Here is a 23,237-nt window from a genome sequence, read left to right on the forward strand (position 1 = left end):
GCGACTACTCTCCGCCGCACTCCGGCACCGTCGAAGGCCGGAGGTGAGCCCCATGAACACCCACATCGATCTCGGACGCCGCGGCGAGGACGCCGCCGCCGAGTACCTGGCCGGGCTCGGCTGGACGATCCTCGACCGCAACTGGCGCTGCCAGGAGGGCGAACTCGACATCGTCGCCCACGACGGACGGGGGCACATCGCGTGCGAGGTGAAGACCCGCCGATCCAACCGCTTCGGTGATCCGCTCGACGCGATCACCGCCGACAAGGCCGCCCGCTTACGGCGGCTGGCATGGCGGTGGGCCGCCGCGCACGGCGTCGGCGGCACTTCGATGCGGGTCGACGTGCTCGGCCTGATCGGCGACGGCGACGCCTTCTCGATCGATCATCTCCGGGAGGTGTGCTGAATGACGCTGGCGAAGACGCGTTCGGTCTCCCTGGTCGGTGTGGACGGATTCGTCGTAGACGTAGAGGCGGCCATTACCAGCGGAGTGCCCGGGCTGCACCTCGTCGGCCTCCCCGACACCGCCCTCAGCGAGGCCCGTGACCGCGTCCGGGCCGCGATCTTCAACTCCGGCGAGGACTGGCCGAACCGCCACGTCACGGTCTCGTTGTTCCCGGCGAGCATGCCGAAGAAGGGATCGGCCTTCGATCTGGCCATAGCGATTGCCCTGCTCGGGGCGGCGGAGGTCGTCCCGCCGCGCGGTTGCGCCGACCTGGTGCTGATCGGCGAGCTGGGCCTGGACGGGCGCATCCGCCCCATTCAGGGCGTACTACCCGCGGTGCTGGCAGCCGCCAACCGGGGGTGCCGCACGGTCGTGATCCCGCGCGCCAACGCCGCGGAGGCCGAACTCGTCCCGGACATGAAGGTCGTGTCGGCGGGCACCCTTCGCGGGCTCCTGTGCCTGCTGCGCGACGAGCCACCGCCCATCGAGGAGGACGAGGACCAGGAGGCCACCGCCTCGCCCCCGAACGGGCTCGCCCTGCGGCAGCAGGAGATCGCCCCCGACCTCGACCTCGCCGACGTACGGGGCCAGGCCGAGGCCCGACGCGCCCTGGAGATCAGCGCCGCGGGAGGGCACCACCTGTTCTTCGCGGGCCCTCCGGGCTGCGGGAAGACCATGCTCGCGGAACGGCTCCCGACGCTGATGCCGCCCCTCGAACCGGAGGTCGCCCTGGAGGTCACCGCCATCCACTCCGTCGCCGGGACCCTCCGGCCGGGCCAGCCGCTGATCACGCAGCCGCCGTTCTACGCGCCGCACCACACCGCCTCCCGCGCCTCGATGGTCGGCGGCGGTTCCGGACGCGTGCTCCAACCGGGCGCGGTCTCCCTCGCTCACCGCGGGATCCTGTTCCTGGACGAGGCCCCCGAGTTCATGGCCGGGACGCTCGACGCCCTTCGGCAGCCGCTGGAGGAGGGCGAAGTGCGGATCAGCCGCATCGAGGGCATGGCGCACTTCCCGGCGCGGTTCACTCTCGTCCTCGCGGCGAACCCGTGCCCGTGCGCCGCGGCGAAGCAGATCGACTGCTCCTGCGCCCCGGGCGTCCGCCGCAAGTACGCCAGCCGGTTGTCCGGTCCCCTCCTCGATCGCGTCGACCTCAAGCTGGAGCTCACCCCGGCCAGCCGCGCCGAACTCCGCTACGACCTGGAGTTCGCCGAGTCGAGCAAGGTGGTGGCCGATCGGGTCATGTCGGCCCGCGAAAGAACGTTGAGGCGGTTGTCCGGCACCCCGTGGCGGTCCAACTCCGAGGTCCCCGGGCCGGAGCTGCGCCGGCGCTTCACCCCGTCCCAGGACGCGATGCACGGCGTCGACGAGGCCTTGCATAGGGGGACGCTCAGCGCGCGCGGTCTCGACCGTGTCCTGCGGGTGGCCTGGACGATCGCCGACCTCGCGGGTCATGACGAGCCCGCACCCGACGATGTCGGCGGCGCGCTCACCCTCTGGTCAGCGGGGCGCCAATGAGCGACGAGCGAACCGCCCGCGCCACCCTGACCGCGGTCGCCGAACCCGGCGACGCCTTTCTCAACCGCATGATCGACCACTGCGGCCCCGAAGGCGCGCTGGAGGCCATCCGGACCACCCGCCTGCCCAACGGCCTGGCGGCCACGCCCCAGGAGGCACGGCGTCTCGACACTTGGCGGATCCGGCTCATCGCCGCCGAACCCGACCAGGACATGGCCGTGTGCGCCCGTTTCCGCGGCCGCCTCATCTGCCCGGGAGATCCCGAATGGCCGACGACCCTCGACGACCTCGGCACAGGGCGCCCGTACGCCCTGTGGCTGCGCGGCCCCGGCGACCTGCGCTACAGCTGCCTGCGTTCGGTCGCCATCGTCGGTTCCCGCGCCGCGTCCCCGTACGGCCTGCGCGCCGCCGCAGAGTTCGCGTCCGAGCTCGCCGACCGGGGCTGGACGGTGGTCTCCGGCGGTGCCCTCGGCATCGACGCGGCGGCCCACCGCGGTTCCCTGGCCGCCGACGGCCCGACCGTCGCGGTCCTGGCGAACGGTGTGGACGTCCCCTACCCGGCGTCCAACGAGGGGCTCTTCGCCGAGATGGCGCGGCGGACGCTCCTGGTGAGCGAGTCGCCTCCGGGCACGCACCCGCACCGCCTGCGCTTCCTCGTCCGCAACCGGGTGATCGCCGCCCTCTCCCGCGGCACGGTCATCGTCGAGGCGGAGGCGCGCAGCGGCGCCCTCAACACCGCCGGCTGGGCGGTCAAGCTCGGCCGCGTGGTCATGGCCGTGCCGGGTCCGATCACCTCCCGCTCCTCGATCGGCTGCCACCGCCTCCTGCGGGAGGAGGGGACCACCCTGGTCACCCGCCCCGAAGAGATCATCGAGGCCGTCGGCCGCATCGGCGCCGACCTGGCCCCGCCGCCCGCCACTCCCGTCCTGCCCCGCGACCGCCTGGAACCGGTCACCCGTTCCGTTCTGGAGGCGTTCCCGGCGCGTGGCACCACCGGGCCCGCCCAGCTGGCCGTCAAGGCGGGCGTGGGCTTGAACACCGTCAACGCCAAGCTCGGCCTGCTGGCCGCAGGTGGCTTCGTAGAGCGCACGTCCTCAGGCTGGCGCCTGACGAAGTCCGGCAGGTCGAACAGCCCACCCGCTCCCGACCGCGCGAACGCAGGCACCGACCAATCCCGGGGGCCCGGATGACCGTAGCGATCACCCTGCCCAGCTCCCCACCGCCCACTCACACACACCGACACCGACACCGACACCGACTAACGCCATGAGCCCCACGACCGCAGCGATCCCCCACACATCACCTCGGACAGCGCACCTGCGGCGCAAAAGGAAGGGGGACGCGCCCACTGCCCAACCCCACATGCCGACGCCGACAACGACCACCCCTAAGAGCTCTGATGAATCGCGGCGATCAATCCCAGAACGACCGGACCCTGGCAGCGCTCCTGTGGGAAGCGCGGCCGAGGAACCCGACGCGGCTGCGCCCCGGCCCGACGAGAGGACGGCCGCCTCCGCGTCATAGGCGAGGTCAGATGGGGCCTGCGGGTGGCCCCTGGCAGAGCGGTCGGCGAGCATGACGCTGGAGGGCACGGTCGCTGTGCCCCAGGCGCGACGAGACGGGGGCCAGTCGAGCACTGCCCGGCCTCGTCCTACTGGTCGGCGGGGAGTTCGAAGTCGCTCTTCGCCAGTTCCTCGACGTTGACGTCCTTGAACGTGACGACCCGCACGTTCTTGACGAAGCGGGCGGGGCGGTACATGTCCCAGACCCACGCGTCCTGCATGGTGACCTCGAAGAAGACTTCGCCGTTGTCGACGCTGCGCACCTGGAGGTCGACCGAGTTCGTGAGGTAGAACCTGCGCTCGGTCTCGACGACGTAGGTGAACAGCCCGAGGACGTCGCGGTACTCGCGATAGAGCTGGAGCTCCATCTCCGTCTCGTACTTCTCGAGATCCTCCGCGCTCACGCTCGTGCCCCTTCCGTGCGGTCCTCGTCGGGGAGATCCCCCTCGGTCTCCTCCTCTAGGACCACATCTCCATTGTCGCGCAAGGCACGCCCGACATTGACGTAGGAGAACCGATGCTCAGGACACGGGCCGTGCGCGGCGAGCGCCTTGCCGTGCGCGCGGGTCACATAGCCCTTGTGGACGTCGAAGCCGTACTCGGGATACCTCTCATGGAGATCCACCATGATCCGGTCCCTGGTGACCTTCGCGACGATGGACGCCGCCGCGACGCAGGCCGCGACCTGGTCACCCTTGATCATCGGGAGGCCGGGGACGTCCAGCCCCGGCACCGGGAACCCGTCGCTGATCACATATGCGGGGCGCTTGTCGAGAGCGGCCAGGGCCCGCCTCATCCCGGTGACGTTGCACCGGTGCAGCCCGATCCGGTCGATGTCGTGGCACGGGATGACCACGGCGCTCCACGCGTAGGCGCGCTCGGTGATCTCCCCGTACAGCCGTTCCCGGCGCGCGGGGGTGAGCAGCTTGGAATCCGTGAGGCCTTCGATCCTGCCCCGTCCGCCCTGGAGGATCACCGCGGCGACGACCATCGGCCCCGCACACGCTCCCCGCCCTGCCTCGTCGACGCCGGCGACGGGGCTGAAACCGGCGTGACCGAGAGCCCGCTCGTATGCGAACAGCCCTGCGTCCCGGCGCGGCGTGAAACGGAGTGGACGACCGTTCATGCTCCGCAGCGTACGTCCCAGCAACCCCCGACCGCTCCCCGAACGCCGCCCTTACCCACGTATGCCCCACCACACCGAAAACCACCCAGGCCAGAGGGCGGCCATCGCACACCTTCTCGCCGACCAAAGGGCAGAGTGCGTCCCCGATGCCCCCCGCGCCGGTCATTTGGCGGCGTTGTCCTGGAACGGCGGCAGCGCCGTCGGCACCCGTCCTGGGAACATTCATCAGCGCCTGGCCCGCCGCGCCGCAGACCGAGCCAGACGTGTTCGGCCGGCGACGATCCGACCTCCCAGCCCCCTCACAGCGACGCAAGCCGCCCCTGGCCATGGAGCAGTCAGATTTCTAAACGGGCGGCCACCGGAGGCCCGCTCCCGCCGGTGCAGACCTTGACGACGCCGGTGAAGACGTCACGGCGGGGCCAGGTAGAGCCGGGCCGAGGCATTCAAGGCGTTCGAGCCCGAGGGCCCCTAAGCCCTTCCCCGAAGTCCAGGGCACCCAAGGCGCGGATGAAGTTCGCGCTGGCGTCGGGGTGGCTTCCCAAGGGACGTCCGAGGCGGCGCGGACTCAACAGATACGAATTGGCCAGAGTTTGCAGTCCGACTGACGCTCACATGGCACTGCCGCCGGATGCGACGTCCCAGAAGGCTCGTGGTACCGGGAACCGGAGTGAACGGGGCTCCCGATCACTCCCAGCCACCGCCGAGGCCGTTCGACCCGACGCTGTCCAGGCGGCCGACGCAACATGGCCACCGCTGTGGCCGTAGCCGACGCCCACGAGTAACCGCTCCTGGAGGAGGCCCGCTCCTGACCGCCTGGCCTGCGGGGCACGCTCTCTGCGGCCGGCGGGGTTCGGGCGCCTGGCCCTGCCGGAGGGCGACCGGAGGACCGGTCACCGCCTGGCCTGCGGGGCACGCTCTCTGCGGCCGGGCGTGTTCGGGCGCCTTCCCTTGCCGAAGGGCGGTTGGGGAACGGGGGACGCTTCTCTGGGCGCGTGTCGCCCTCTGTTGGCCGAGCTGCCCCAGCCGCTTGTGGGTGCGTGGCCGGTGTTGGTGGGTCCGGGCCTGCGGGGTGCTGGAGTTTCGGGGGGCCGCCCTGCAGGGGTCAGGGTCTTTGGTGGCGGCGGCGTCTGAGGTAGGCGAGGGGCAGGGTGCAGAGGATGCCCAAGGCGTACGGAGCGGCGGGGAGGGCGGCGGCGGCGCCGGTCTTCTCCAGGCCGGGCTGCTTGAAGGTGTTCGGGATCGGCAGGGTGCCGAGGCGGTCCAGAGGCCAGACGATGACGAAGGCGCGGCCGATGACGCGGTCGACCGGGATGGTGCCGCCGCCGGGGTCGCCGCGGTGGGAGCGGGAGTCGTAGGACAGTTCCCGGTGGTCGCCCATCACCCAGAGCTGACCCGGCTTCACGGTGACGTCGAAGGGGTCGTTGGAGGGCTTGTTCTGCTCGTGGGTGATCGGATCGGTGAAGAGGTAGGACTTCTCTTCCAGGGGGACGCCGTTGACGGTGACGCGGCCCTTGGCGTCGCAGCACTTGATGTGGTCGCCGGGGATGCCGATGACGCGCTTGATGTAGTCCTTCTCGTTGGGCGCGACGCCGAAGGCGGTGCCGACGGCGCGCAGCGCCTTGGAGACGGGGTTGCTGGGCTCGTTGACCTGGACCTCGGGGTCCCAGGAGTCGAGGCCGTTGAAGACGATGACGTCACCGCGGGCGATGTCCCGCGTGTGGTAGACGATCTTGTTCACGAGGACGCGGTCGCCGACCTGGAGGGTGTTCTCCATGGAGCCGGACGGGATGTAGAACGCCTGGACCGCGAACGCCTTGATGACAAGGGCCAGCACGACGGCGACCACGATGAGGACGGGAAGCTCTTTCCAGAAGGAGCCCTGCTTCTTCTTGCGCTTGCCGTCGTCTTCGGGGCCGTCGGCCGTCTCATCGGCCGAGTCGACGGGCTCCTTCTCTTCGGGCGCCGCGCCCTCGGCTTCGGATCGCACGTCTCTCCGATCGTCCTCGTCAGTCATCAAAGCGAAAGCCTAGCGGCGCGGGGCCCATGGGTCGCTGCGCGCGGGCGTGTCGCCGACGGCCAAGTCGATCAACTAGGTCCAGAACGGGCAACGCCCCGGGCACCGTGGCGGGTTCCCGGGGCGTCGTGGTGCATCGGCTCAGTGCTCGCGCTTCTCCTTGATGCGCGCGGCCTTGCCGCGCAGGTTGCGCAGGTAGTAGAGCTTGGCGCGGCGGACGTCGCCGCGGGTGACGATCTCGATCTTGTCGATGGAGGGGCTGTTGAGCGGGAAGGTCCGCTCGACGCCGACGCTGTAGCTGACCTTCCGGACGGTGAAGGTCTCGCGGGCGCCGCCGCCCTGCCGCCGGATCACCACGCCCTGGAAGACCTGGATACGGCTCCGGTTGCCCTCGGTGACACGCACGTGCACCTTCAGCGTGTCGCCCGGACGGAAGTCCGGGACGTCGGCACGCATCGCGGCCTTCTCGATCTCCTGGATCAGGGTGTGCATCGCAGCGGTTCCTCATGGTCGAACGCGGGCGTCGAGAGGCCCCGGTGGGTCCTTCGTGGGGGCGTCGCGCCGCGGAGAGTGGTCTTCGGGTGCCGTGCGGTCTGGACGCACGGACGCCTCAGTCTGCCATATCTTCGCCGTCAACCGGAAAACCGGCCTCGCGCAGGACGGCGCGGTCGTGCTCGTCGAGGACCTCCGGCGCCAGACGGGAGAGCAGTTCGGGGCGGTGGCGGACCGTCCGCCGCAGCGCCTCGTCGCGCCGCCAGCGGGCGATCGCGCCGTGGTGGCCCGAGAGGAGGATGTCCGGAACAGGCCGCTCACGCCACACGGGGGGCTTGGTGTAGACGGGGCCTTCCAGGAGCGACTCCATGGCGCCGGGGGCGAAGGAGTCGTCGGTGACGGAGTCGGCGTTGCCGAGGACGCCGGGCAGGAGGCGGCCGATCGCCTCCACCATGACGAGGACGGCGACCTCCCCGCCGGCCAGGACGAAGTCGCCCAGGCTGACCTCGTCCACGGGCATCCGGGTGCGGGCCTCTTCGGCGACGCGGGAGTCGATCCCCTCGTAGCGTCCGCAGGCGAAGACCAGCCACGGCTCGGCCGCGTACCGCACCGCGTCCGCCTGCGTGAACGGCCGCCCGCTGGGCGTCGGAATGATCAGCCGCGGCACCCGCCCGGACGCCATCTCCCCGGCCGACGCACCATCGCCGGGCGACCCACCGCCGCCGGGAGGCGCACCCCTGCCGGAAACCGCCCCACCAGGCGACACACCGCCGGTGAACATCTCGCTGGCCGACGCACCGCTGCTGGGAGGCGCACCCCTGCCGGAAACCGCCCCACCAGGCGACACACCACCGGTGAACGTCTCGCTGGCCGACGCACCGCCGCCGGGAGGCGCACCACCGGGAGGCGTCTTGTCGGTCGACGCGCTGTCGTCGGACGGGGGGCCGCTGGAGGGGGTGGGGTTGTCGGACCTGGGGACCAGGGCGTCGAGGGCCTCGCCCCAGGGGTCGGGTTTCATGACCATGCCGGGACCGCCGCCGTAGGGGGTGTCGTCGACGGTGCGGTGACGGTCGTGGGTCCAGTCGCGCAGGTCGTGGACGCGGACGTCCAGGAGTCCGGTGCGCCGAGCCTTGCCCAGGAGGGAGATGTCCAGGGGGGCGAAGTACTCGGGGAAGATCGTGACTATGTCGAGTCTCATGATTCGTCGAGCAGGCCGGGGGGCGGGTCGATGACGAGCCGCCCCCCGGGAACGTCCACCTCGGGGACGAGCGCGGCCACGAAGGGGACCAGCTTCTCGCCTCCGGCCCCGCGCACGACAAGGAGGTCCTGGCCGTGGTGCAGGACGTCCGCGACCTGGCCGACCTCGGCCCCGTCCGCGGTGAACACGGCGAGCCCGAGGAGCTCCTGGTCGTGGAAGTCGTCCGGATCGGCGGACGGGGAGATGTCACCGGGATCGACGACGAGCCACGTACCGCGCAGTTCCTCCGCGGCGTCGCGGTCGCCGATCCCGGCGAAGCGCACGAGCAGGCGTCCCGAATGCCAGCGTTTCCGCTCGATGGTGAGCGGACCGGCGGCGACGGGGTCGGTGGCGATCGCCGTGCCCGGGGCGAACCGGGACTCCGGCTCGTCCGTGCGAACGTCGACGGCGACCTCGCCCCGGACCCCGTGGGGCCGTCCGATCCGTCCCACCACGAGCGGTTCGCTCATCGGGACGCCACTCAGCGGACCTCGTTGACGTCGAGCAGGTCGACACGCACGTAGCGGCCTCCGGAGAGGGCGCTGATCACCGTGCGGAGGGCCTTGGCGGTGCGACCGCTGCGGCCGATGACCTTCCCGAGGTCCTCGGGGTGCACGCGCACCTCGAGGACCCGGCCGCCCCTGATCCGGCGGGCGCGGACCCGGACGTCGTCCGGGTTCTCCACGATCCCGCGGACCAGGTGCTCGAGCGCTTCTTCGAGCACGTCAGCCCTCGCTCTTGGCTTCGTCGGTCTCGGTGGCCTTCGCCTCCGACTTCTTCGGCTCGGCCTTCTTCTTGCCCCGGGTCGCGGTGCCGGCGGCCTCGTCGTCGCCCAGCGACTCCTTGACGGCGGCCTCGAACGCGGCCTTGCGGTCGGCCTTGGGCTCGGCGACCTTGAGGGTGCCCTCGGCACCCGGCTCGCCCTTGAACTTCTGCCAGTCGCCGGTGATCTTCAGCAGGTTGAGGACGGGCTCGGTCGGCTGCGCGCCGACACCGAGCCAGTACTGCGCACGCTCAGAGTCGATCTTGATGAGCGAGGGCTCCTGCTTGGGCTGGTAGAGCCCGATCTCCTCGATGGCCCGCCCGTCGCGCTTGGTGCGGGCGTCGGCGACGACGATCCGGTACTGCGGGTTCCGGATCTTCCCCAGACGCTTGAGCTTGATCTTGACTGCCACGGGTGTGGTGTACTCCAACTTCATCACGGGATGGACGGGCCCGTGCCAGGTGGGGAACACCGGCTCACGGCCGTCCGATGGACTCCGGTCGCGCAGGACGAGAGAGGGCGCCTCGCGATTCCGGGTTTCCAGCCTGTCATTCTGCCAGACGTTCGCCGCGAAAGCGCAATCGCGACGCCCGGGTGTCGCCCCGCCGTCCCGCCCCCTGGCCGTCAGCCGTACGACACCTCGCACAATCCGTCGACCGCGCCCCCGCCGCCGGTGGTCTGACGCTTCGGGGGACGTCCGTCCGCGTCCCCGGTGCTCGCCTTATGGCGAGGGGGGGACGCGGGGCGGGTCACTTCTTCTTGCGGCCCTGGAGCTTGTTCAGGTCGGGCATCTGGAAGCCGGGCGGGAGCTGGCCGCCGAGGCCCGGCGGGAGGGTGCCGCCGCCGAGGCCGGGCGGGAGGCCCTTCGGCATGCCCTCGGCCGCGGGCGACTGCTCCTGCGGCCCCTTGCCGGCGGCGCGCTTGCGGGGGTCGCCGCTGCGCTGCTTGCCCTTCTTGTTCTTGGCCGCCTTCGCCGCCTTGGTCGCCTTGCGGCGGCCGCCGGGCATGCCGGGCAGGCCCATGCCGCCGGCCATCTGCCGCATCATCTTCTGCGCGTCGAAGAACCGGGTGACCAGGCTGCTGACCTCGCCGACGCCGACGCCGGAGCCCTTGGCGATGCGGGCCCGCCGCGAGCCGTTGATGATCTTCGGCTGGGCGCGCTCCTGCGGGGTCATCGAGCGGATGATCGCGGCGATGCGGTCCAGGTCCCGGTCGTCGATCTGGCTGATCTGGTCGCGGACCTGGCCCATGCCGGGCATCATCCCGAGCAGGTTCCCGATCGGGCCGAGCTTGCGGATCATCATCATCTGCTCGAGGAAGTCCTCGAGGGTGAAGTCCTCGCCCGAGGCGAACTTGGTGGACATCTTCTCGGCCTGCTCGGCGTCGAACGCCTGCTCGGCCTGCTCGATCAGGGTGAGGATGTCGCCCATGTCGAGGATCCGGCCCGCCATGCGGTCCGGGTGGAAGACGCTGAAGTCCTCGAGCTTCTCGCCCGTCGAGGCGAACATGATCGGGCGTCCGGTGATGTGCCGGACCGACAGCGCCGCGCCGCCGCGGGCGTCGCCGTCGAGCTTGGTGAGGACGACGCCGTCGAAGCCCACGCCGTCCATGAACGCCTGGGCGGTGTTGACCGCGTCCTGGCCGACCATGGCGTCGACGACGAACAGGATGTCGTCGGGGTGGACGGCGTCGCGGATGTCGATGGCCTGCTGCATCATCTCGGCGTCGATGCCGAGGCGGCCGGCGGTGTCGATGACGACGACGTCGTGCTGGGCGTGCCTGGCCTGGTCGAGAGAGCGGCGGGCCACGTCGACGGGGTCGCCGACGCCGCTGCCCGGCTCGGGGGCGAACACCGGCACCCCGGCCCGCTCGCCGACGACCTGCAGCTGCTGGACGGCGTTCGGACGCTGGAGGTCGGCCGCCACCAGCATCGGCGTGTGGCCCTCCTGCTTCAGCCAGCGGGCGAGCTTGCCGGCGAGGGTCGTCTTGCCGGCGCCCTGGAGGCCCGCGAGCATGATCACGGTGGGTGGGGTCTTGGCCAGCCGGATCCGCCGGGTCTCGCCGCCGAGGATGGTGATGAGCTCCTCGTTGACGATCTTGACGACCTGCTGCGCCGGGTTCAGCGCCTGCGAGACCTCCGAGCCGCGCGCCCGCTCCTTGATCTGCGCGATGAAGGCCTTGACCACGGGGAGTGCGACATCGGCCTCGAGCAGGGCGATCCGGATCTCGCGCGCGGTCGCGTCGATGTCGGCCTCGGAGAGCCGGCCCTTGCTGCGCAGCGACGAGAAGACCGTTGTCAGCCGGTCGGAGAGCGTCTCGAACACGTGTCTGGACCGTCCTTGGAAAGCTTCTGGGATCGCCTATCAGCGTATCGGGTCGCCGGGCGAGCCCCGCCCCCTCCGCTGATCCGGTCAGTGGAGGGTTTCGAGGACCCGGTCGCGGACGGCGTCCAGCGCCCCGGAGTCGTCCAGTGGACGGCCCTGGGCGTCCACCACGTAGAAGACGTCCACGGCCTCGGCGCCGAGCGTGTCCACCTGGGCCGCGCGGACCTGGAGGCCGCAAGACCCGAGCGCCTGCCCGACCCGCCAGAGCAGGCCGGGACGGTCGTGCGCCCTGACCTCGACGACGGTGGCGGTCCGGGACGCGTCGTCCACGATCATGACGCGGGGCGGCGGCGCGGCGGTCCCGGGCCGGACCCGGACCGACCGCGCCCGCCGTTCGAGCCGCTCGGCCACGTCGAGGCGCCCGGCCAGCATCCGCCGCAGGTCCGCCTCCAGGCCCGCCGGATCCGGCGGCGTCCCGTACTCGGGGACGGCGGTGAAGTCCAGCACCGCCGTCTGGGCGGACGGGGCGGCCTCGCCCGAGACCGACGGGGAGGAGACCACCCGCGCGGTCTTCACGGCCAGGCGGTGCAGGGCGAGGACGCCGGCGGCGCGCCACAGCAGGCCCGGCCGGTCCGGGGCGGCGATCGTGATCCGGGAGCCGGCCACCCGGACGGCGGCGCCGTCGTGGCGCGCCAGGGCGAGGTGGTCGGAGGCGAGCGCGGGAGCGGGCGGGGGCGTGCCGCCGGAGAGCGCGGCGCCGGCGCGGCGGGCGAGTTCGGCGACGAGGCCCGCCTTCCAGCCGCCCCAGGCCGCCGGCCCGGTGGCGCCGCCGTCGGCGACGGCGAGGGCGGCGAGGAGGTCGAGCACCTCGCGCTCGCGGCCGGGCACCTCGGACACGGCGGCGGTGACCTTCTGGACGGTCACCGGGTCGTCGATGTCGCGGCGGGTCGCGGTCTCCGGGAGCAGCAGGTGGTGGCGGACGACGGTCTCCAGGACGCGGACGTCCTCCTCCGGGAAGCCGAGGCGGGCGCCGATGTCGCGGGCGACGACCGCTCCGCTCGTGGAGTGGTCGCCCGGCCAGCCCTTGCCGATGTCGTGCAGGAGGGCCCCGACCAGGAGCAGGTCGGGACGGGCCACGTCGCGGGTCAGGGCGGCGGCGCCCGCGGCGGTCTCGACGAGGTGGCGGTCGACGGTGAAGCGGTGGACGGGGTTGCGCTGCGGGCGGTTGCGGACGCGTTCCCAGTCGGGCAGCAGCCGGACGACCAGCCCGGCCTGGTCGAGGGCCTCCCAGACCGCGATGGCGGCGGGCCCGGCGCCGAGCAGGGAGACGAGCGCGTCGCGGGCCTCGGCGGGCCAGGGGACGCGCGGAAGGGCGGCGCGTTCGGCGAGCCGGGCGACCGTGGCGGGGCCGAGCGGCAGGCCCGTCTGGGCGGCGGCCGCGGCGACGCGCAGGACGAGGGCCGGGTCGCTCAGGTCGGCGTTGCGCGCGAGGACGACCTCGCCCTCATGCTCGACCGCTCCGTCCCCGACCGGTCTGCGCTCCACGCCGCGCCGGCCCGTCCCCTTGGGGGCGCCGGGCGGCTGCCGGTGGGCGGCCCTGGTGAAGTTGTCGACGCGGCGCCACAGGTGGGACGCCCCGTAGGTGATCGTGCGGGCGGCCTCGGCGATCGAGCGTTGCAGCACGTCGGCGTCCAGGAGCCCGAGGGTGCGCGCCACGGCCGCCTGCTCCTGGAGGACGAGCCGGTCGGTGGAGCGTCCGGTGACCTCGTGGAGCGCGTGGCGGATGTCGAGGAGCAGGTCGTGTGCGGCGCGTACGCGGGCGTCCGGGGCGGAGGCCACCCAGGACGCGGCGACGGCGTGCATGACGTGGACGTCCCGCAGCCCGCCGCGGGCCTCTTTCAGGTCGGGTTCGAGCAGGAACGCCAGCTCACCCTGGGCCTCCCAGCGCTCGCGGCACATCTGCGACAGTTCGGCCAGCCGGACGGGGGCGTCGGCGCGCCAGTCCGCGAGGACCGCGGCGCGCAGCTCGTCGACCAGGGCGTGGTCACCGGCGACGCGGCGGGCCGACAGCAGGCCGAGGGCGGCCTTCATGTCGCCGCGCGCCACGGTCCGGGCCTCGGCGACGGTGCGGACGGAGTGGTCGAGCCGCAGCCCGGAGTCCCACACCGGGTACCAGACGCGGTCGGCGATCGCGGCGACACCGGACAGCCCGCGGTGCAGCAGGACGAGGTCGAGGTCGCCGCCGGGCGTCAGCTCCCGCCGCGCGTGGCTGCCCACCGCGACGAGCGCCACCCCCTCCGGCTCATGCGGTGGAGGCGTGTGGGGCGGGGCGGTGGCCAGGAGGGAGGCCAGCCAGCGGTCCAGGGCCGCTGCGCGGGCGGCGCGGGCGGTGGCCAGGGCGGCGCGGGCGGCCTCCTGGCCGGCCGCGCCGCCGGCCGGAGCGGGCCCCTGGGCCCGGTCTCCGGCCGGCGGGTGGGCGAGGGTCACCGTGGTCCCTAGAGGGCTTCCGGTCCGGTCTCGCCGGTGCGGACCCGGACGACGGTGTCGACCGGCACGGCCCACACCTTCCCGTCGCCGATCTTGTCGGTGCGCGCCGCCTTGACGATCACGTCGATGATGTCGTCGGCGTCCTCGGCGTCGACCAGGACCTCGACGCGCAGCTTGGGCACCAGGTCGACCTGGTACTCGGCGCCCCGGTAGACCTCCGTGTGGCCCTTCTGCCGCCCGTAGCCGCTGGCCTCGCTGACGGTCATCCCCTTGACCCCGAAGGCCTCCAGGGCCTTCTTGACCTCGTCCAGCTTGAACGGCTTGATGACCGCCGTGATGAGCTTCATCCCTTCGCCTCCACCTTCTTCACCGGGGCGGGCGGGGCGGGCGCCGCCGCGGTCGCCCCGGAACCGATGCCCGCGCGGATGGTGCCGAAGTCGTAGGCGGTCTCCGCGTGCGCCGTGCTGTCGATGCCGGCGGCCTCGTCGTCCTCGCTGATCCGGAAGCCCATCACCAGGTCGATCACCTTCGCGATCACGTAGGTGACGACGAAGGAGTAGGCCAGCGTCGCCAGGACGGCGACGGCCTGCTTGCCGAGCAGCGCGAGCCCGCCGCCCGCGAACAGCCCGTCGGCGCCGGCGTCGTTGACGGCGGTGGTCGCCAGGAACCCGATCAGCAGGGCGCCGACGATGCCGCCGACCATGTGGACGCCGACGACGTCGAGCGAGTCGTCGTAGCCGAGCTTGTACTTCAGGCCGACCGCGAACGCGCACACCGCGCCGGCGATCAGGCCGAGGACGAGGGCGCCGAGCGGGGTGATGAACGCGCAGGCCGGGGTGATGGCCACCAGGCCGGCCACCACGCCGGAGGCGATGCCGAGGGTCGTGGACGAGCCGTCGCGCAGTTTCTCGACGACGATCCAGGCGAACGCCGCGGCGCAGGTCGCGACGAGCGTGTTGATGAACGCGACCGCCGCGGTGGAGCCGGCCGACAGCGCGGACCCGGCGTTGAAGCCGAACCAGCCGAACCACAGCAGACCGGCGCCCAGCAGGACGAACGGCAGGTTGTGCGGCCGCATCGGCTCCTTCGGCCAGCCCTTGCGCTTGCCGAGCACCAGTACCAGTGCGAGCGCCGCGACGCCGGCGTTGATGTGGACGACCGTCCCGCCCGCGAAGTCGAGCGCGCCGAGGTCGAACAGCCAGCCGGACTTGCCGCCGTCCTGGCCGTCGGACCACCAGACCCAGTGGGCGATCGGGAAGTAGACCAGCGTCGCCCAGACCAGGCTGAACACCACCCACGCCCCGAATTTGGCACGGTCCGCGACCGCGCCGCTGATCAGCGCGACGGTGATGATGGCGAACGTCGCCTGGAACGCCACGAAGACCAGCTGCGGGATGCCCGTCCCGTCGTCGGCCGTGGCCGCGTTCTCCAGGCCGACGAGGCCCCAGTCGCCGAATCCGCCGATGAACGAGCTGAGGGGCCCGCCGTCGCCGAACGTCAGGGAGTAGCCGTAGACGACCCACGCCATGCCCACCACGGCGATGCTGACGAAGCTCATCATCATCATGTTGAGCACGCTCTTGGCCCGGCTCATGCCTCCGTAGAAGAAGGCCAGGCCCGGTGTCATCAGCAGGACGAGCGCGGTGCTCGTCAACATCCAGGCGGTACTACCGCTATCGATCTTCATCTCTGAGCGTGTCCCTCCTCGCCAGGAACCTCGAATGCTCAGAGACTCGGGCGCGGCCGTTTCGCCCGGTATGCCACTAAGTTTCCGCGGTGTGAAAACCGTCCGCGGCGTGTTTCACCTCTGTTTCCAAATCCTCACATGCCGTATTCAGCCGGTTTTCGGGCCGGATCAAGGGGTTCGCATGGCCGGATCAGGCCGTTCGCGGACCGTGCCCGGTGCCGAAAACCGGATCGGACACCCGAGCCGGCTCCGGGCCGGGAGCCCGATCAGTCGCCGAGGATCGCGTCCACGAACGCCTCGGGCTCGAACGGCGCGAGGTCGTCCGGCCCCTCCCCCAGCCCGACCAGCTTCACCGGGACGCCGAGCTCGCGCTGCACCTGGACGACGATGCCGCCCTTGGCGGTGCCGTCCAGCTTGGTGAGGACCACGCCGGTGATGTTGACGACCTCGGCGAAGACGCGGGCCTGCTGCATGCCGTTCTGGCCGGTCGTCGCGTCGAGGACGAGCAGGACCTCGTCGACCGTGGCCTGCTTCTCCACCACCCGCTTGACCTTGCCGAGCTCGTCCATCAGCCCGGTCTTGGTGTGCAGCCGGCCCGCCGTGTCGACGATCACCACGTTGACCTTGGTCTCGATGCCCTGCTTGACGGCGTCGAAGGCGACGCTGGCGGGGTCGGCGCCCTCGTCCTTGCGGACGACCTGGGCGCCCACCCGCGTCCCCCACGTCTCCAGCTGGTCGGCGGCGGCGGCGCGGAAGGTGTCGGCGGCGCCCAGCAGGACCGTGTTGCCGTCGCCGACGAGGACGCGCCCGAGCTTGCCGCACGTGGTGGTCTTGCCGGTGCCGTTCACGCCGACGACCATGAGCACGGCGGGGCGGTCGCCGTGGGCCTCGGTGTGCAGGGAGCGGTCGATGTCCGGGCCGATCTGCTTGATCAGCTCCTGCTTGAGCATCTCCCGGACCTCCTCCGGGCTGCGCGTGCCGAGGACCTGGACGCGCGTCCGCAGGTCGTCGGTGACCTGCCGGGCCACCGACGTGCCCATGTCGGCGGCGATCAGGGTGTCCTCGATCTCCTCCCAGGCGTCCTCGTCGAGCGTGTCGCGCGACAGCAGCACCAGGAGGGTCTTGCCGAAGGCGTTCTGGGAGCGGGCGAGCCTCGCGCGCAGCCGCACGAGCCGCCCCGCGCCGGGCGGCGGCTTCTCGATCTCGACCGTGGGCCGCGGCGGCGGGACCTCGGTCGGCGGCGCCTTCTCGATCGTGGGGGCGCCAGCCTCCGCGACGTCGGCGGCGGTGGCGCCGCCGGTGCGTTCCGAGGGGCGCTCCACGGGCGGACGGGTCCGGCGCGGGCGCAGCAGCGTGACGCCGCCGATGATCAGCGCGAGCACGGCCAGCGCGGCGATGACGATCACATATTCCATAACGCCCCCAGTTTTCCAGACGAGCACCCCCGCGCGGACACGCTGCGCCGGGCCCGCCGATCATGCGGCGAGCCCGGCCGGGCGCGCAACCGCGCGGGACGCCGGACACCCCGGTGCCCGCGACCGGAACGGTAGATCATCCCATCCCTGTGGGGACGACCCCCACACCCCCGGTTCGCACCTCTCAGGCACTACCCCGTGGAGGACGCCGCCCCGGGTTCGCTTCGCTCAGGCACTATCCCCGTGGGGGCACGACCCCCCACACCCTCCCGCTTCGCTTCGCTCAGGCACTATCCCCGTGGGGGCACGACCCCCCACACCCCCCGGTTCGCTTCGCTCAGGCACTATCCCCGTGGGGGGACGACCCCCCACACCCCCCGGTTCGCTTCGCTCAGGTGTTGTCCCCCGGGAGGGATGCCCGCTCGGAGGACTCCCACTCGTCCACGTTGCGCAGGAGGGCCTCCAGGTAGGAGCGCAGGTGGGTGCGGTAGACGTCGCTGTAGGTGCGCAGGTAGGCGATCTCGCGCTCCAGGGCGAGGCGCTCCCCGTCAGGAAGGGCGACGCCCTGGCCGGCGGCGGGTGCGGGCGCGGAGGCGGCCGCGGGTTTCGCCTCGGCCGCGCGGACGGCCGCATCGGCCACGGCCGCGGCCTTGCGGTGGGCCTCCTCCAGCATCTGCTCCGCGCGCCCCTTGGCGTCGGACAGGATCGCCTCCCGGTGCAGCCTCGCCTCGTGTGCCAGCTCCCTGGTGTAGCGCTCGGCGTCCGCCACGTACAGGTCGGCGGTCTGCTGGGCCTGCGACAGGATGCGGACGGCCTGGAAGTGGGCGTCCTCGGGGGCCATCACGCCGCGGCCGCCCGAGGACGCCTGGGCGCGCAGCCGGTTGACCTCGTCGGCGAGTGCGGCCTTGTCGGTGAAGATCTTGACGAGTTCCCGCTCCACGTACTGCAGGAAGTTGCGGACCTGCTCCTCGTCGTAACCGCGGCGCCCGAGGGCGGCCCGGGCGAACACCACCGAGTGGAGCTCGCCCGGGGTCAACCGCGAGCCCTCGGACACGACCGGAAGGTTCGGGGAGTTCAACGCTCTCACCTCTGTGCGTCGGCGAAGGTTTCGAGGCGGATGCGGTCACGGGGGACGCCGAGCCGCGTCAGCTGCTCGACGGTGTGCCCGACCATGACGGACGGCCCGCACACGTAGGCGTCGTGACCGTCCCATGGGCCGCGCCTCGCGACCACGTCGGACAGGTTGCCGTGCTCGACGCCGTCGTCCCCCGACTGGAGCAGCGAGGAGAACCCGTGCCCGCCGGGCTCGTCCGACACGGCCGGGACGACGGTCAGCCACGGGAACTCGCCCGCCAGCTTGGTCAGGTCCTCCAGGTCGTAGAGGCCGTCGCGGCTGCGGGCGCCGAAGAACAGGTGCACGCGCGGCGGGACGTCGCGGCGGGAGAGCTGCTCCAGGATCGCCTTGAGCGGCGCGAGGCCGGTGCTGCCCGCGACGAGCAGGACGTCGCGCGGGGAGCTCTCGTCCAGCGTGAGCGTGCCGATGGGGGCTCCCATGCGGACGCGGTCGCCGGTCTGGGTGGCGCGCACCAGCACGGGGCTCACGGGCCCGCCGTCCACCAGCCGGACGTGGAAGTCGACGGTGTGATCGGGGCGCGGCGCGTTCGCCATCGAGTAGTACCGCCAGTGCCGCAGCCTGGACGGCACCTCCAGCGCCACGGACTGGCCCGGCGCGTACGGAAGGGGCCGGTCGGGCTGGACGCGCAGGACGCTGATGTCGAAGCGCCGCCGCTCGACGGCGACGACCTGGCCGTTCCACCAGGCGGGCGCGCTGAGGGCGTTCTCGTCGGCTGCCTCAAGCATGACCTTGGCGACGAGGCTGTAGGCGGCGTTCCAGTCGCTCTCCAGATCGTGGCTCCAGGACTGGCCGGAATAGTGCCGCAGGGTGGTCAGGAGGCTGGCCCCGACGTGCGGGTAGTGCTCCGCGACGATGCCGAACCGGCGGTGGTCACGGCCGAGCTGCTGCAGGAACGGGACGAGGTTGGCCAGGTCGTCCACCTGGGAGACGATGTGGCCGAGCGCGCGCAGCAGCTTGTCGCGCTGGCCGCTCATCCCGATCGGGAACATGTCGCGCAGGTGGGGATTGCGCACGAAGAGGTCGGAGTAGAAGAACAGCGCGACCGCGTCGCCCTGCTCGGCGACCTGCGCGAAGCTGTCCTTGAGTCGCTGGGCGTCCACGGATCAGGCGACGGGCTCCGCCGCGGCCTCCGTCATGACCTTGGCGACGACGCCGTAGGCGGCCGTCCAGTCGCGCTCGAGTTCGGGGCTCCACGCCGGGCCGCTGAAGTAGGCGAGGGTGGCGAGCAGGCTGGCGCCGACGGGGGCGTAGTGCTCGGCGACGACGCCGAAGCCGTGGTGGCGGTGTCCGAGGTCGGTGAGGAAGGGGACGAGCGCCTCGGGGTCGTCCACCGTCGAGACGATCTGGGACAGCGCCGCCAGCAGCACCTCGTGCTGCTTGGCCATCCCCGCCGGGAACATCGACCTGAGCCCCGGTTCCCGCGCGAAAAGGTCGGCGTAGAAATATTCGGCGACGTCCAGGCCGTTCGCCGCGACGAGGGCGAAATTGTCTTTGAGTTTCTGCGGATCCACGAGCAGCACCTCTCCGGCGGTTCTCGGCACCGGACGAGGGGAGTCCGATGAGGGAGCCGGAGAACCGCAGTGCATATGGGTAGTGGATGGGCCCGGGGCACACAAGCCCGCCAGCGTCGCCGGGTCATCACGGTCGGTGTACGCAGATCCCCGCCGATTACGCGTCACCGGCGCGGATGCGAAGCCGCCAATCGGCGATACGGCAGGGGAAGAGACCGGGGGTGAGATCCGCCGCCCCGCCCGAAATGCGAACGGTGGGGTGATGTCACGTTCCAAGAAATATGTGACACGCATCACGCCGATGGAGAACCGGCCCTCTTCGCGCCGCGCGGGACTCGGGGGGCCGGGGTGCCGGGGTGCCGCGCGCCCCTGTGTCCGCGGCATCCCGGCCCGCCTCTCGACCTCGCCGCCGGACGATTTCCTGCGGCTTCGGCGAGGCCCTCGGCGCCCCGCCGGGCCCGCCGACCGCACCGGAGGCGGCGGGCCGCCGGGTCCGGTGATCGGGCCCGGAAGGCCCAGCCGGATAATCGACATCGCGAGCACGCGCCGCCCGAGAACGCCCGCCCGCCATCGATCTCTTCTTCTCATCGGGCGGCCCGCCTTACCGACAGGCACCCATTCGGCCCACCCACGCGACCGAGCTATCCCTTTTCCGATCACAATAGATTCAGGGCGCGCTCGCTAAAGTACGACTTCAAGGCGGAAGGCGCCCGGACAAGTGTCCAGTTTCCTGCCCGGACGTTCGCGTGAACCCTGGCCGATCTCCGGTCAAGGCGTTAATCTTCCGGCTGTCCGCCTGATCACCCTGAAAAGGCGGTGTCCGGACAGGGGATCGGCGTCCCCGGCCCGAGGAGGGCACGTCATGACTCACCGTTCCGATGCCCGCGCCGCCGGCGGCGCGCTCGCCGCCGCGGCACTCGCGGCGGCGCTCCTCACGGCGGGCTGCGGCGGCGAAAACGCCGGAGGCGCGGGCCGCGGCGGCGGGGACGGCGCCGGCGAAGCGGCCGGGTCGCCGTCCCCGTCGCCCTCGGAGACCGCGCAGAACTCCGACCCGGGCGCCCCGGAGGGGATCGAGGGCGCGCGGGCCGCGCTCCAGGCGTTCCTGCGCGGCCAGGCCGACGGGAACCCGGCGGTGTGCCGGTACGTGGCGCAGGGCGGCGCCTTCGTCCGCGGCCCCGCGCTGCGCGGCGACTGCCCCGCCGGCGTGCGCAACACGCCGCACTGGCTCCGGCCGCGGGAGCGGCAGGCGCTCCGGACCGTGAGCGTGCGGGGCGGCCGGCTGGCGGGAGGGAAGGCGGTCATCCCTTTCTCCGCCCTGCACTGGACGAGCGGGACCATGTCGGAGAGCACCCTCCAGAGCGAGTTCACCTTGCGCCGCCATGAGGGGCTCTGGCAGATCGTGAAATGACATCGGACGCCGCGGCGGCCCTTCATGGACTCCGTTCGACGGAGACGCTACGCGGCCGCCGGCGGAGCCCCTAGGGCCCTAGGGCCCTAGGGGTGACGGCCGGGGACCCCAACCGCGGAGGCGCAGCTCAGCCCCCGGGAGGCAGCCCGAGCCAGGTCACGATGGCCGTGGCCCGGTTCGGTGCGCCGAGTTTCGCGTAAATGCGGTTGATGTAGTTCTTGACGGTCTTCTCGGTCAGAAATAGCTTGGCCGCGATGTCGTGGTTCGCATGGCCGCGCACGATCAGATCCATGACCTCGGCCTCGCGCGAGGAAAGGCCGAAACGCGCACGCTGCTCGGCGGGATCGGCCGCGCGCGCCGCGGGGGGCCGCGTCCGCACGGCGTCGATGAGCGCGGCGCCGGCCGCTTGCGAGAGGGGGTGGGCCCGGTGCCGGACGGTGTCCCGGATCGCCGCCGCGAGCTCGTCCACCGTGAAGGTGTTGTGCACCAGGTAGCCGACGGCGCCGTTGCGGACGGCGGCCAGCACCACCTCGGGCTCCTCCACCTGGGAGAGCATGATCACGCGGCTGGTCCGGCTCAGCGCGGCGGCGGCGCTCACCCCGTCGGCGCGCGGCATCCGGACGTCGAGCAGGACCACGTCGGGCACGAGCCGCCGCGCCATCTCCTCGGCCTCGATGCCGTCGCCCGCCTCGCCCACCACCTCGATGTCGTCGGTGCCCTCCAGCGCGGAGGTGAGGCCCGCGCGGATGAAGGGGTTGTCGTCCACGACCATGACGCGGTAGCCGCCGGGCTCGTCCGGCACGGTCTCGTCTCCCACAGGCTCGTCCATCACCGGCTCCCGGGCGGGACCCGTGCGGACTCGGCGTCTGCGGCCGCACCCGCCATAGGCATGGTGGCCGCGATCTCGGTGCCGCCTCCCGGGGCGGAACGCACCGCCAGCCGGCCGCCCGCCCGCGCGGCCCGCTCGTGCATGCCGACGAGCCCATAGTGGCCGCCCTCGGCGAGCGAGTCCAGTCGGCGGGGATCGTCCGGCCGTCCGGCCATGCCCGCACCGTCGTCCCGCACCCGCACCTCCAGTTCGCCGTCCACGATCTCGGCGACGATCTCGACGGCGGACGCGTGCGCGTGCCGCCGCACGTTCTCCAAGGCCTCCCGCGCGATCGTGACCATCTCGCGCCGCGCGGCCGCGGCGAGGTCCGCGCCCGGCCCGGCGTCCACCCGTACCGGGACGCCGGTGCGCGCCTCCCACTCCCCCGCCAGCTCCCGCAGGGCGTCCCCCAGCGGGACACCGGCGGCGTCCTCGCGCAGCTCCGTGATGAGCGAGCGCGCCTCGCGGGCGGCGACCTGGGCGGCCGCGGCGATGCGCCGCGCCTCCGCCTCGGCCCGGTCGGGGGACTTGCGGACCCAGGCCGGCAGGCCGTTGGCCGACAGCGCGATGCCGGAGAGCGTCGCGGTCAGCGAGTCGTGCATGTCGCGGGCCAGCCGGGTCCGCTCCTCGGCGGCCATCGCCACCGCCTCGGCCCGCCAGCGCGACTCCTCGGCGGCGGCGTGCTCGTCGAACAGGCGGCGCAGCACCGTGCCGACGAGCGCCGCCACCCCGTAGAAGACGGGCAGGGTGACGAGCAGCGACACGGCGGCGCCGTCCTCGGAGGACGCGTTGCGGTAGAGCGCCGTGTAGTACAGGACGGCCTGCTGCGCGCAGAGCAGCGCGGCGACGGGCCACCGGTACAGCAGCCCGGCGAGACCGGCCGTCACCACCGTCACGAGGAAGTAGGGGCCGAAGATCCCGCCCACCGCCAGCACGGCGTAACCCAGGAGCACGTCGAAGGCCAGCAGCGCGGGCTGCTCGAACAGCCGCAGCACGACCTTCTCCCAGCCCGCCAGCACCACGCCGGAGACCACGGCCGCGAGGACGAGCACGCCGATCGCCCACGGGTCGCCGCGCACCTGCCCGTCCACGAGCACGGTCACCCCGATGACGAGGACGCGCAGCTGCATCAGAAGGACGAACGCGGCACCGACCCTGCTCTCCACTGGACGCTGCAAAGCGGGCAGAGCCGGTTCACCGGAGCGCGGCATCGCGGGGAGTCCTCCAGTTGACGGGCGCCGAACT

21 protein-coding genes and 2 pseudogenes are annotated in these 23,237 nt (G+C 72.3%); 4 read left to right on the plus strand and 19 right to left on the minus strand.

The genetic code is table 11. The annotated features are described in order from the left end of the window. Nucleotides 1-52: 52 nt before the first annotated feature. From FKD65_RS11995 to dprA, 3 genes are read left to right on the plus strand one after another with little or no spacing between them, the layout of a single operon-like run. Nucleotides 53-406, plus strand: a complete 354-nt coding sequence (locus FKD65_RS11995) for a YraN family protein (protein WP_141577545.1) — start codon at nucleotides 53-55, stop codon at nucleotides 404-406. Next, nucleotides 407-1,963: a YifB family Mg chelatase-like AAA ATPase gene (locus FKD65_RS12000; RefSeq protein ID WP_141577547.1), complete on the plus strand. Its 1,557-nt coding sequence runs from the start codon at nucleotides 407-409 to the stop codon at nucleotides 1,961-1,963. Then, nucleotides 1,960-3,153, plus strand: coding sequence for a DNA-processing protein DprA (dprA, locus tag FKD65_RS12005; RefSeq protein ID WP_141577549.1), 1,194 nt, complete (start codon nucleotides 1,960-1,962; stop codon nucleotides 3,151-3,153). The genes FKD65_RS12000 and dprA overlap by 4 nt, the downstream gene beginning before the upstream one ends. 461 nt (nucleotides 3,154-3,614) lie before the next feature. Here the strand turns inward: dprA and FKD65_RS12010 are convergent, their stop codons facing one another. The 17 genes and pseudogenes from FKD65_RS12010 to FKD65_RS44155 all read right to left on the minus strand — a co-directional run bounded on the left by FKD65_RS12010 (nucleotide 3,615) and on the right by FKD65_RS44155 (nucleotide 19,746). After that, nucleotides 3,615-3,929: a DUF2469 domain-containing protein gene (locus FKD65_RS12010; RefSeq protein WP_141577551.1), complete on the minus strand. Its 315-nt coding sequence runs from the start codon at nucleotides 3,927-3,929 to the stop codon at nucleotides 3,615-3,617. Further along, nucleotides 3,926-4,651, minus strand: coding sequence for a ribonuclease HII (locus tag FKD65_RS12015; RefSeq protein WP_141577553.1), 726 nt, complete (start codon nucleotides 4,649-4,651; stop codon nucleotides 3,926-3,928). The genes FKD65_RS12010 and FKD65_RS12015 overlap by 4 nt, the downstream gene beginning before the upstream one ends. A 1,102-nt stretch (nucleotides 4,652-5,753) precedes the next feature. Then, entirely contained in the window at nucleotides 5,754-6,638 is an 885-nt protein-coding gene (gene lepB, locus FKD65_RS12020; protein WP_240810104.1) for a signal peptidase I, read from the minus strand. Nucleotides 6,639-6,806: 168 nt separating this feature from the next. Then, on the minus strand, nucleotides 6,807-7,157 hold the full coding sequence (rplS, locus tag FKD65_RS12025; protein ID WP_141577557.1) for a 50S ribosomal protein L19: 351 nt from the start codon (nucleotides 7,155-7,157) through the stop codon (nucleotides 6,807-6,809). A gap of 118 nt (nucleotides 7,158-7,275) precedes the next feature. Then, a pseudogene (locus tag FKD65_RS44145) lies at nucleotides 7,276-7,821 on the minus strand (tRNA (guanine(37)-N(1))-methyltransferase); the annotation flags it as partial. A gap of 321 nt (nucleotides 7,822-8,142) precedes the next feature. Further along, nucleotides 8,143-8,355: pseudogene (locus FKD65_RS44150) on the minus strand (tRNA (guanosine(37)-N1)-methyltransferase TrmD); the annotation flags it as partial. Then, complete coding sequence (rimM, locus tag FKD65_RS12035) at nucleotides 8,352-8,864, minus strand: ribosome maturation factor RimM (RefSeq protein ID WP_141577562.1); 513 nt, start codon at nucleotides 8,862-8,864, stop codon at nucleotides 8,352-8,354. The pseudogene FKD65_RS44150 and the gene rimM, both read right to left, overlap by 4 nt. A gap of 11 nt (nucleotides 8,865-8,875) precedes the next feature. Next, a complete protein-coding gene (locus FKD65_RS12040; RefSeq protein ID WP_021598307.1) occupies nucleotides 8,876-9,118 on the minus strand; it encodes an RNA-binding protein in 243 nt (80 codons plus the stop codon). 1 nt (nucleotide 9,119) lies between these two features. Continuing rightward, nucleotides 9,120-9,569, minus strand: a complete 450-nt coding sequence (gene rpsP, locus FKD65_RS12045) for a 30S ribosomal protein S16 (RefSeq protein WP_141577564.1) — start codon at nucleotides 9,567-9,569, stop codon at nucleotides 9,120-9,122. A 337-nt stretch (nucleotides 9,570-9,906) separates the two neighbouring features. Further along, nucleotides 9,907-11,481: a signal recognition particle protein gene (gene ffh / locus FKD65_RS12050; protein WP_141577566.1), complete on the minus strand. Its 1,575-nt coding sequence runs from the start codon at nucleotides 11,479-11,481 to the stop codon at nucleotides 9,907-9,909. Nucleotides 11,482-11,568: 87 nt separating this feature from the next. Further along, entirely contained in the window at nucleotides 11,569-13,968 is a 2,400-nt protein-coding gene (locus tag FKD65_RS12055) for a [protein-PII] uridylyltransferase (RefSeq protein WP_141577568.1), read from the minus strand. A gap of 8 nt (nucleotides 13,969-13,976) precedes the next feature. Then, entirely contained in the window at nucleotides 13,977-14,315 is a 339-nt protein-coding gene (locus FKD65_RS12060; RefSeq protein WP_141577570.1) for a P-II family nitrogen regulator, read from the minus strand. Continuing rightward, nucleotides 14,312-15,655 carry an ammonium transporter gene (locus tag FKD65_RS12065; RefSeq protein ID WP_141577572.1) on the minus strand — a complete coding sequence of 448 codons (1,344 nt, stop codon included), beginning with the start codon at nucleotides 15,653-15,655 and terminating at the stop codon, nucleotides 14,312-14,314. The genes FKD65_RS12060 and FKD65_RS12065 overlap by 4 nt, the downstream gene beginning before the upstream one ends. Nucleotides 15,656-15,921: 266 nt before the next feature. Next, on the minus strand, nucleotides 15,922-17,070 hold the full coding sequence (gene ftsY, locus FKD65_RS12070) for a signal recognition particle-docking protein FtsY (protein ID WP_141577574.1): 1,149 nt from the start codon (nucleotides 17,068-17,070) through the stop codon (nucleotides 15,922-15,924). Between the two features lie 391 nt (nucleotides 17,071-17,461). Continuing rightward, nucleotides 17,462-18,148, minus strand: coding sequence for a DivIVA domain-containing protein (locus FKD65_RS12075; RefSeq protein WP_168221014.1), 687 nt, complete (start codon nucleotides 18,146-18,148; stop codon nucleotides 17,462-17,464). Nucleotides 18,149-18,153: 5 nt separating this feature from the next. Further along, the gene (locus FKD65_RS12080; RefSeq protein WP_141577578.1) at nucleotides 18,154-19,305 is read right to left on the minus strand and encodes a globin domain-containing protein; all 1,152 of its coding nucleotides are present in this window, start codon (nucleotides 19,303-19,305) and stop codon (nucleotides 18,154-18,156) included. 3 nt (nucleotides 19,306-19,308) lie between these two features. Next, the gene (locus tag FKD65_RS44155) at nucleotides 19,309-19,746 is read right to left on the minus strand and encodes a globin domain-containing protein (protein ID WP_168221015.1); all 438 of its coding nucleotides are present in this window, start codon (nucleotides 19,744-19,746) and stop codon (nucleotides 19,309-19,311) included. A gap of 832 nt (nucleotides 19,747-20,578) precedes the next feature. On the opposite strand from FKD65_RS44155, the gene FKD65_RS12090 reads away from it, so the two are divergent. After that, nucleotides 20,579-21,124: a hypothetical protein gene (locus tag FKD65_RS12090; protein WP_141577582.1), complete on the plus strand. Its 546-nt coding sequence runs from the start codon at nucleotides 20,579-20,581 to the stop codon at nucleotides 21,122-21,124. 127 nt (nucleotides 21,125-21,251) lie between these two features. Here the strand turns inward: FKD65_RS12090 and FKD65_RS12095 are convergent, their stop codons facing one another. Next, complete coding sequence (locus FKD65_RS12095; protein WP_168221016.1) at nucleotides 21,252-21,953, minus strand: response regulator transcription factor; 702 nt, start codon at nucleotides 21,951-21,953, stop codon at nucleotides 21,252-21,254. Further along, complete coding sequence (locus tag FKD65_RS12100) at nucleotides 21,953-23,203, minus strand: sensor histidine kinase (protein WP_141577584.1); 1,251 nt, start codon at nucleotides 23,201-23,203, stop codon at nucleotides 21,953-21,955. The genes FKD65_RS12095 and FKD65_RS12100 overlap by 1 nt, the downstream gene beginning before the upstream one ends. Between the last annotated feature and the right edge of the window lie 34 nt (nucleotides 23,204-23,237).

The organism is Actinomadura sp. WMMA1423, assembly GCF_006547145.1.
Lineage (GTDB): Bacteria > Actinomycetota > Actinomycetes > Streptosporangiales > Streptosporangiaceae > Spirillospora.

Bases quoted from the DNA above. Each gene is read 5' to 3' on its own strand.
- ftsY (WP_141577574.1), bottom strand. From the start codon at position 17,070: ATGGAATATGTGATCGTCATCGCCGCGCTGGCCGTGCTCGCGCTGATC.
- FKD65_RS12065 (WP_141577572.1), bottom strand. From the start codon at position 15,655: ATGAAGATCGATAGCGGTAGTACCGCCTGGATGTTGACGAGCACCGCG.
- FKD65_RS12000 (WP_141577547.1), top strand. From the start codon at position 407: ATGACGCTGGCGAAGACGCGTTCGGTCTCCCTGGTCGGTGTGGACGGA.
- rimM (WP_141577562.1), bottom strand. From the start codon at position 8,864: ATGAGCGAACCGCTCGTGGTGGGACGGATCGGACGGCCCCACGGGGTC.
- FKD65_RS12100 (WP_141577584.1), bottom strand. From the start codon at position 23,203: ATGCCGCGCTCCGGTGAACCGGCTCTGCCCGCTTTGCAGCGTCCAGTG.
- rplS (WP_141577557.1), bottom strand. From the start codon at position 7,157: ATGCACACCCTGATCCAGGAGATCGAGAAGGCCGCGATGCGTGCCGAC.
- FKD65_RS12090 (WP_141577582.1), top strand. From the start codon at position 20,579: ATGACTCACCGTTCCGATGCCCGCGCCGCCGGCGGCGCGCTCGCCGCC.
- dprA (WP_141577549.1), top strand. From the start codon at position 1,960: ATGAGCGACGAGCGAACCGCCCGCGCCACCCTGACCGCGGTCGCCGAA.
- FKD65_RS12015 (WP_141577553.1), bottom strand. From the start codon at position 4,651: ATGAACGGTCGTCCACTCCGTTTCACGCCGCGCCGGGACGCAGGGCTG.
- FKD65_RS12060 (WP_141577570.1), bottom strand. From the start codon at position 14,315: ATGAAGCTCATCACGGCGGTCATCAAGCCGTTCAAGCTGGACGAGGTC.
- FKD65_RS11995 (WP_141577545.1), top strand. From the start codon at position 53: ATGAACACCCACATCGATCTCGGACGCCGCGGCGAGGACGCCGCCGCC.
- FKD65_RS12095 (WP_168221016.1), bottom strand. From the start codon at position 21,953: ATGGACGAGCCTGTGGGAGACGAGACCGTGCCGGACGAGCCCGGCGGC.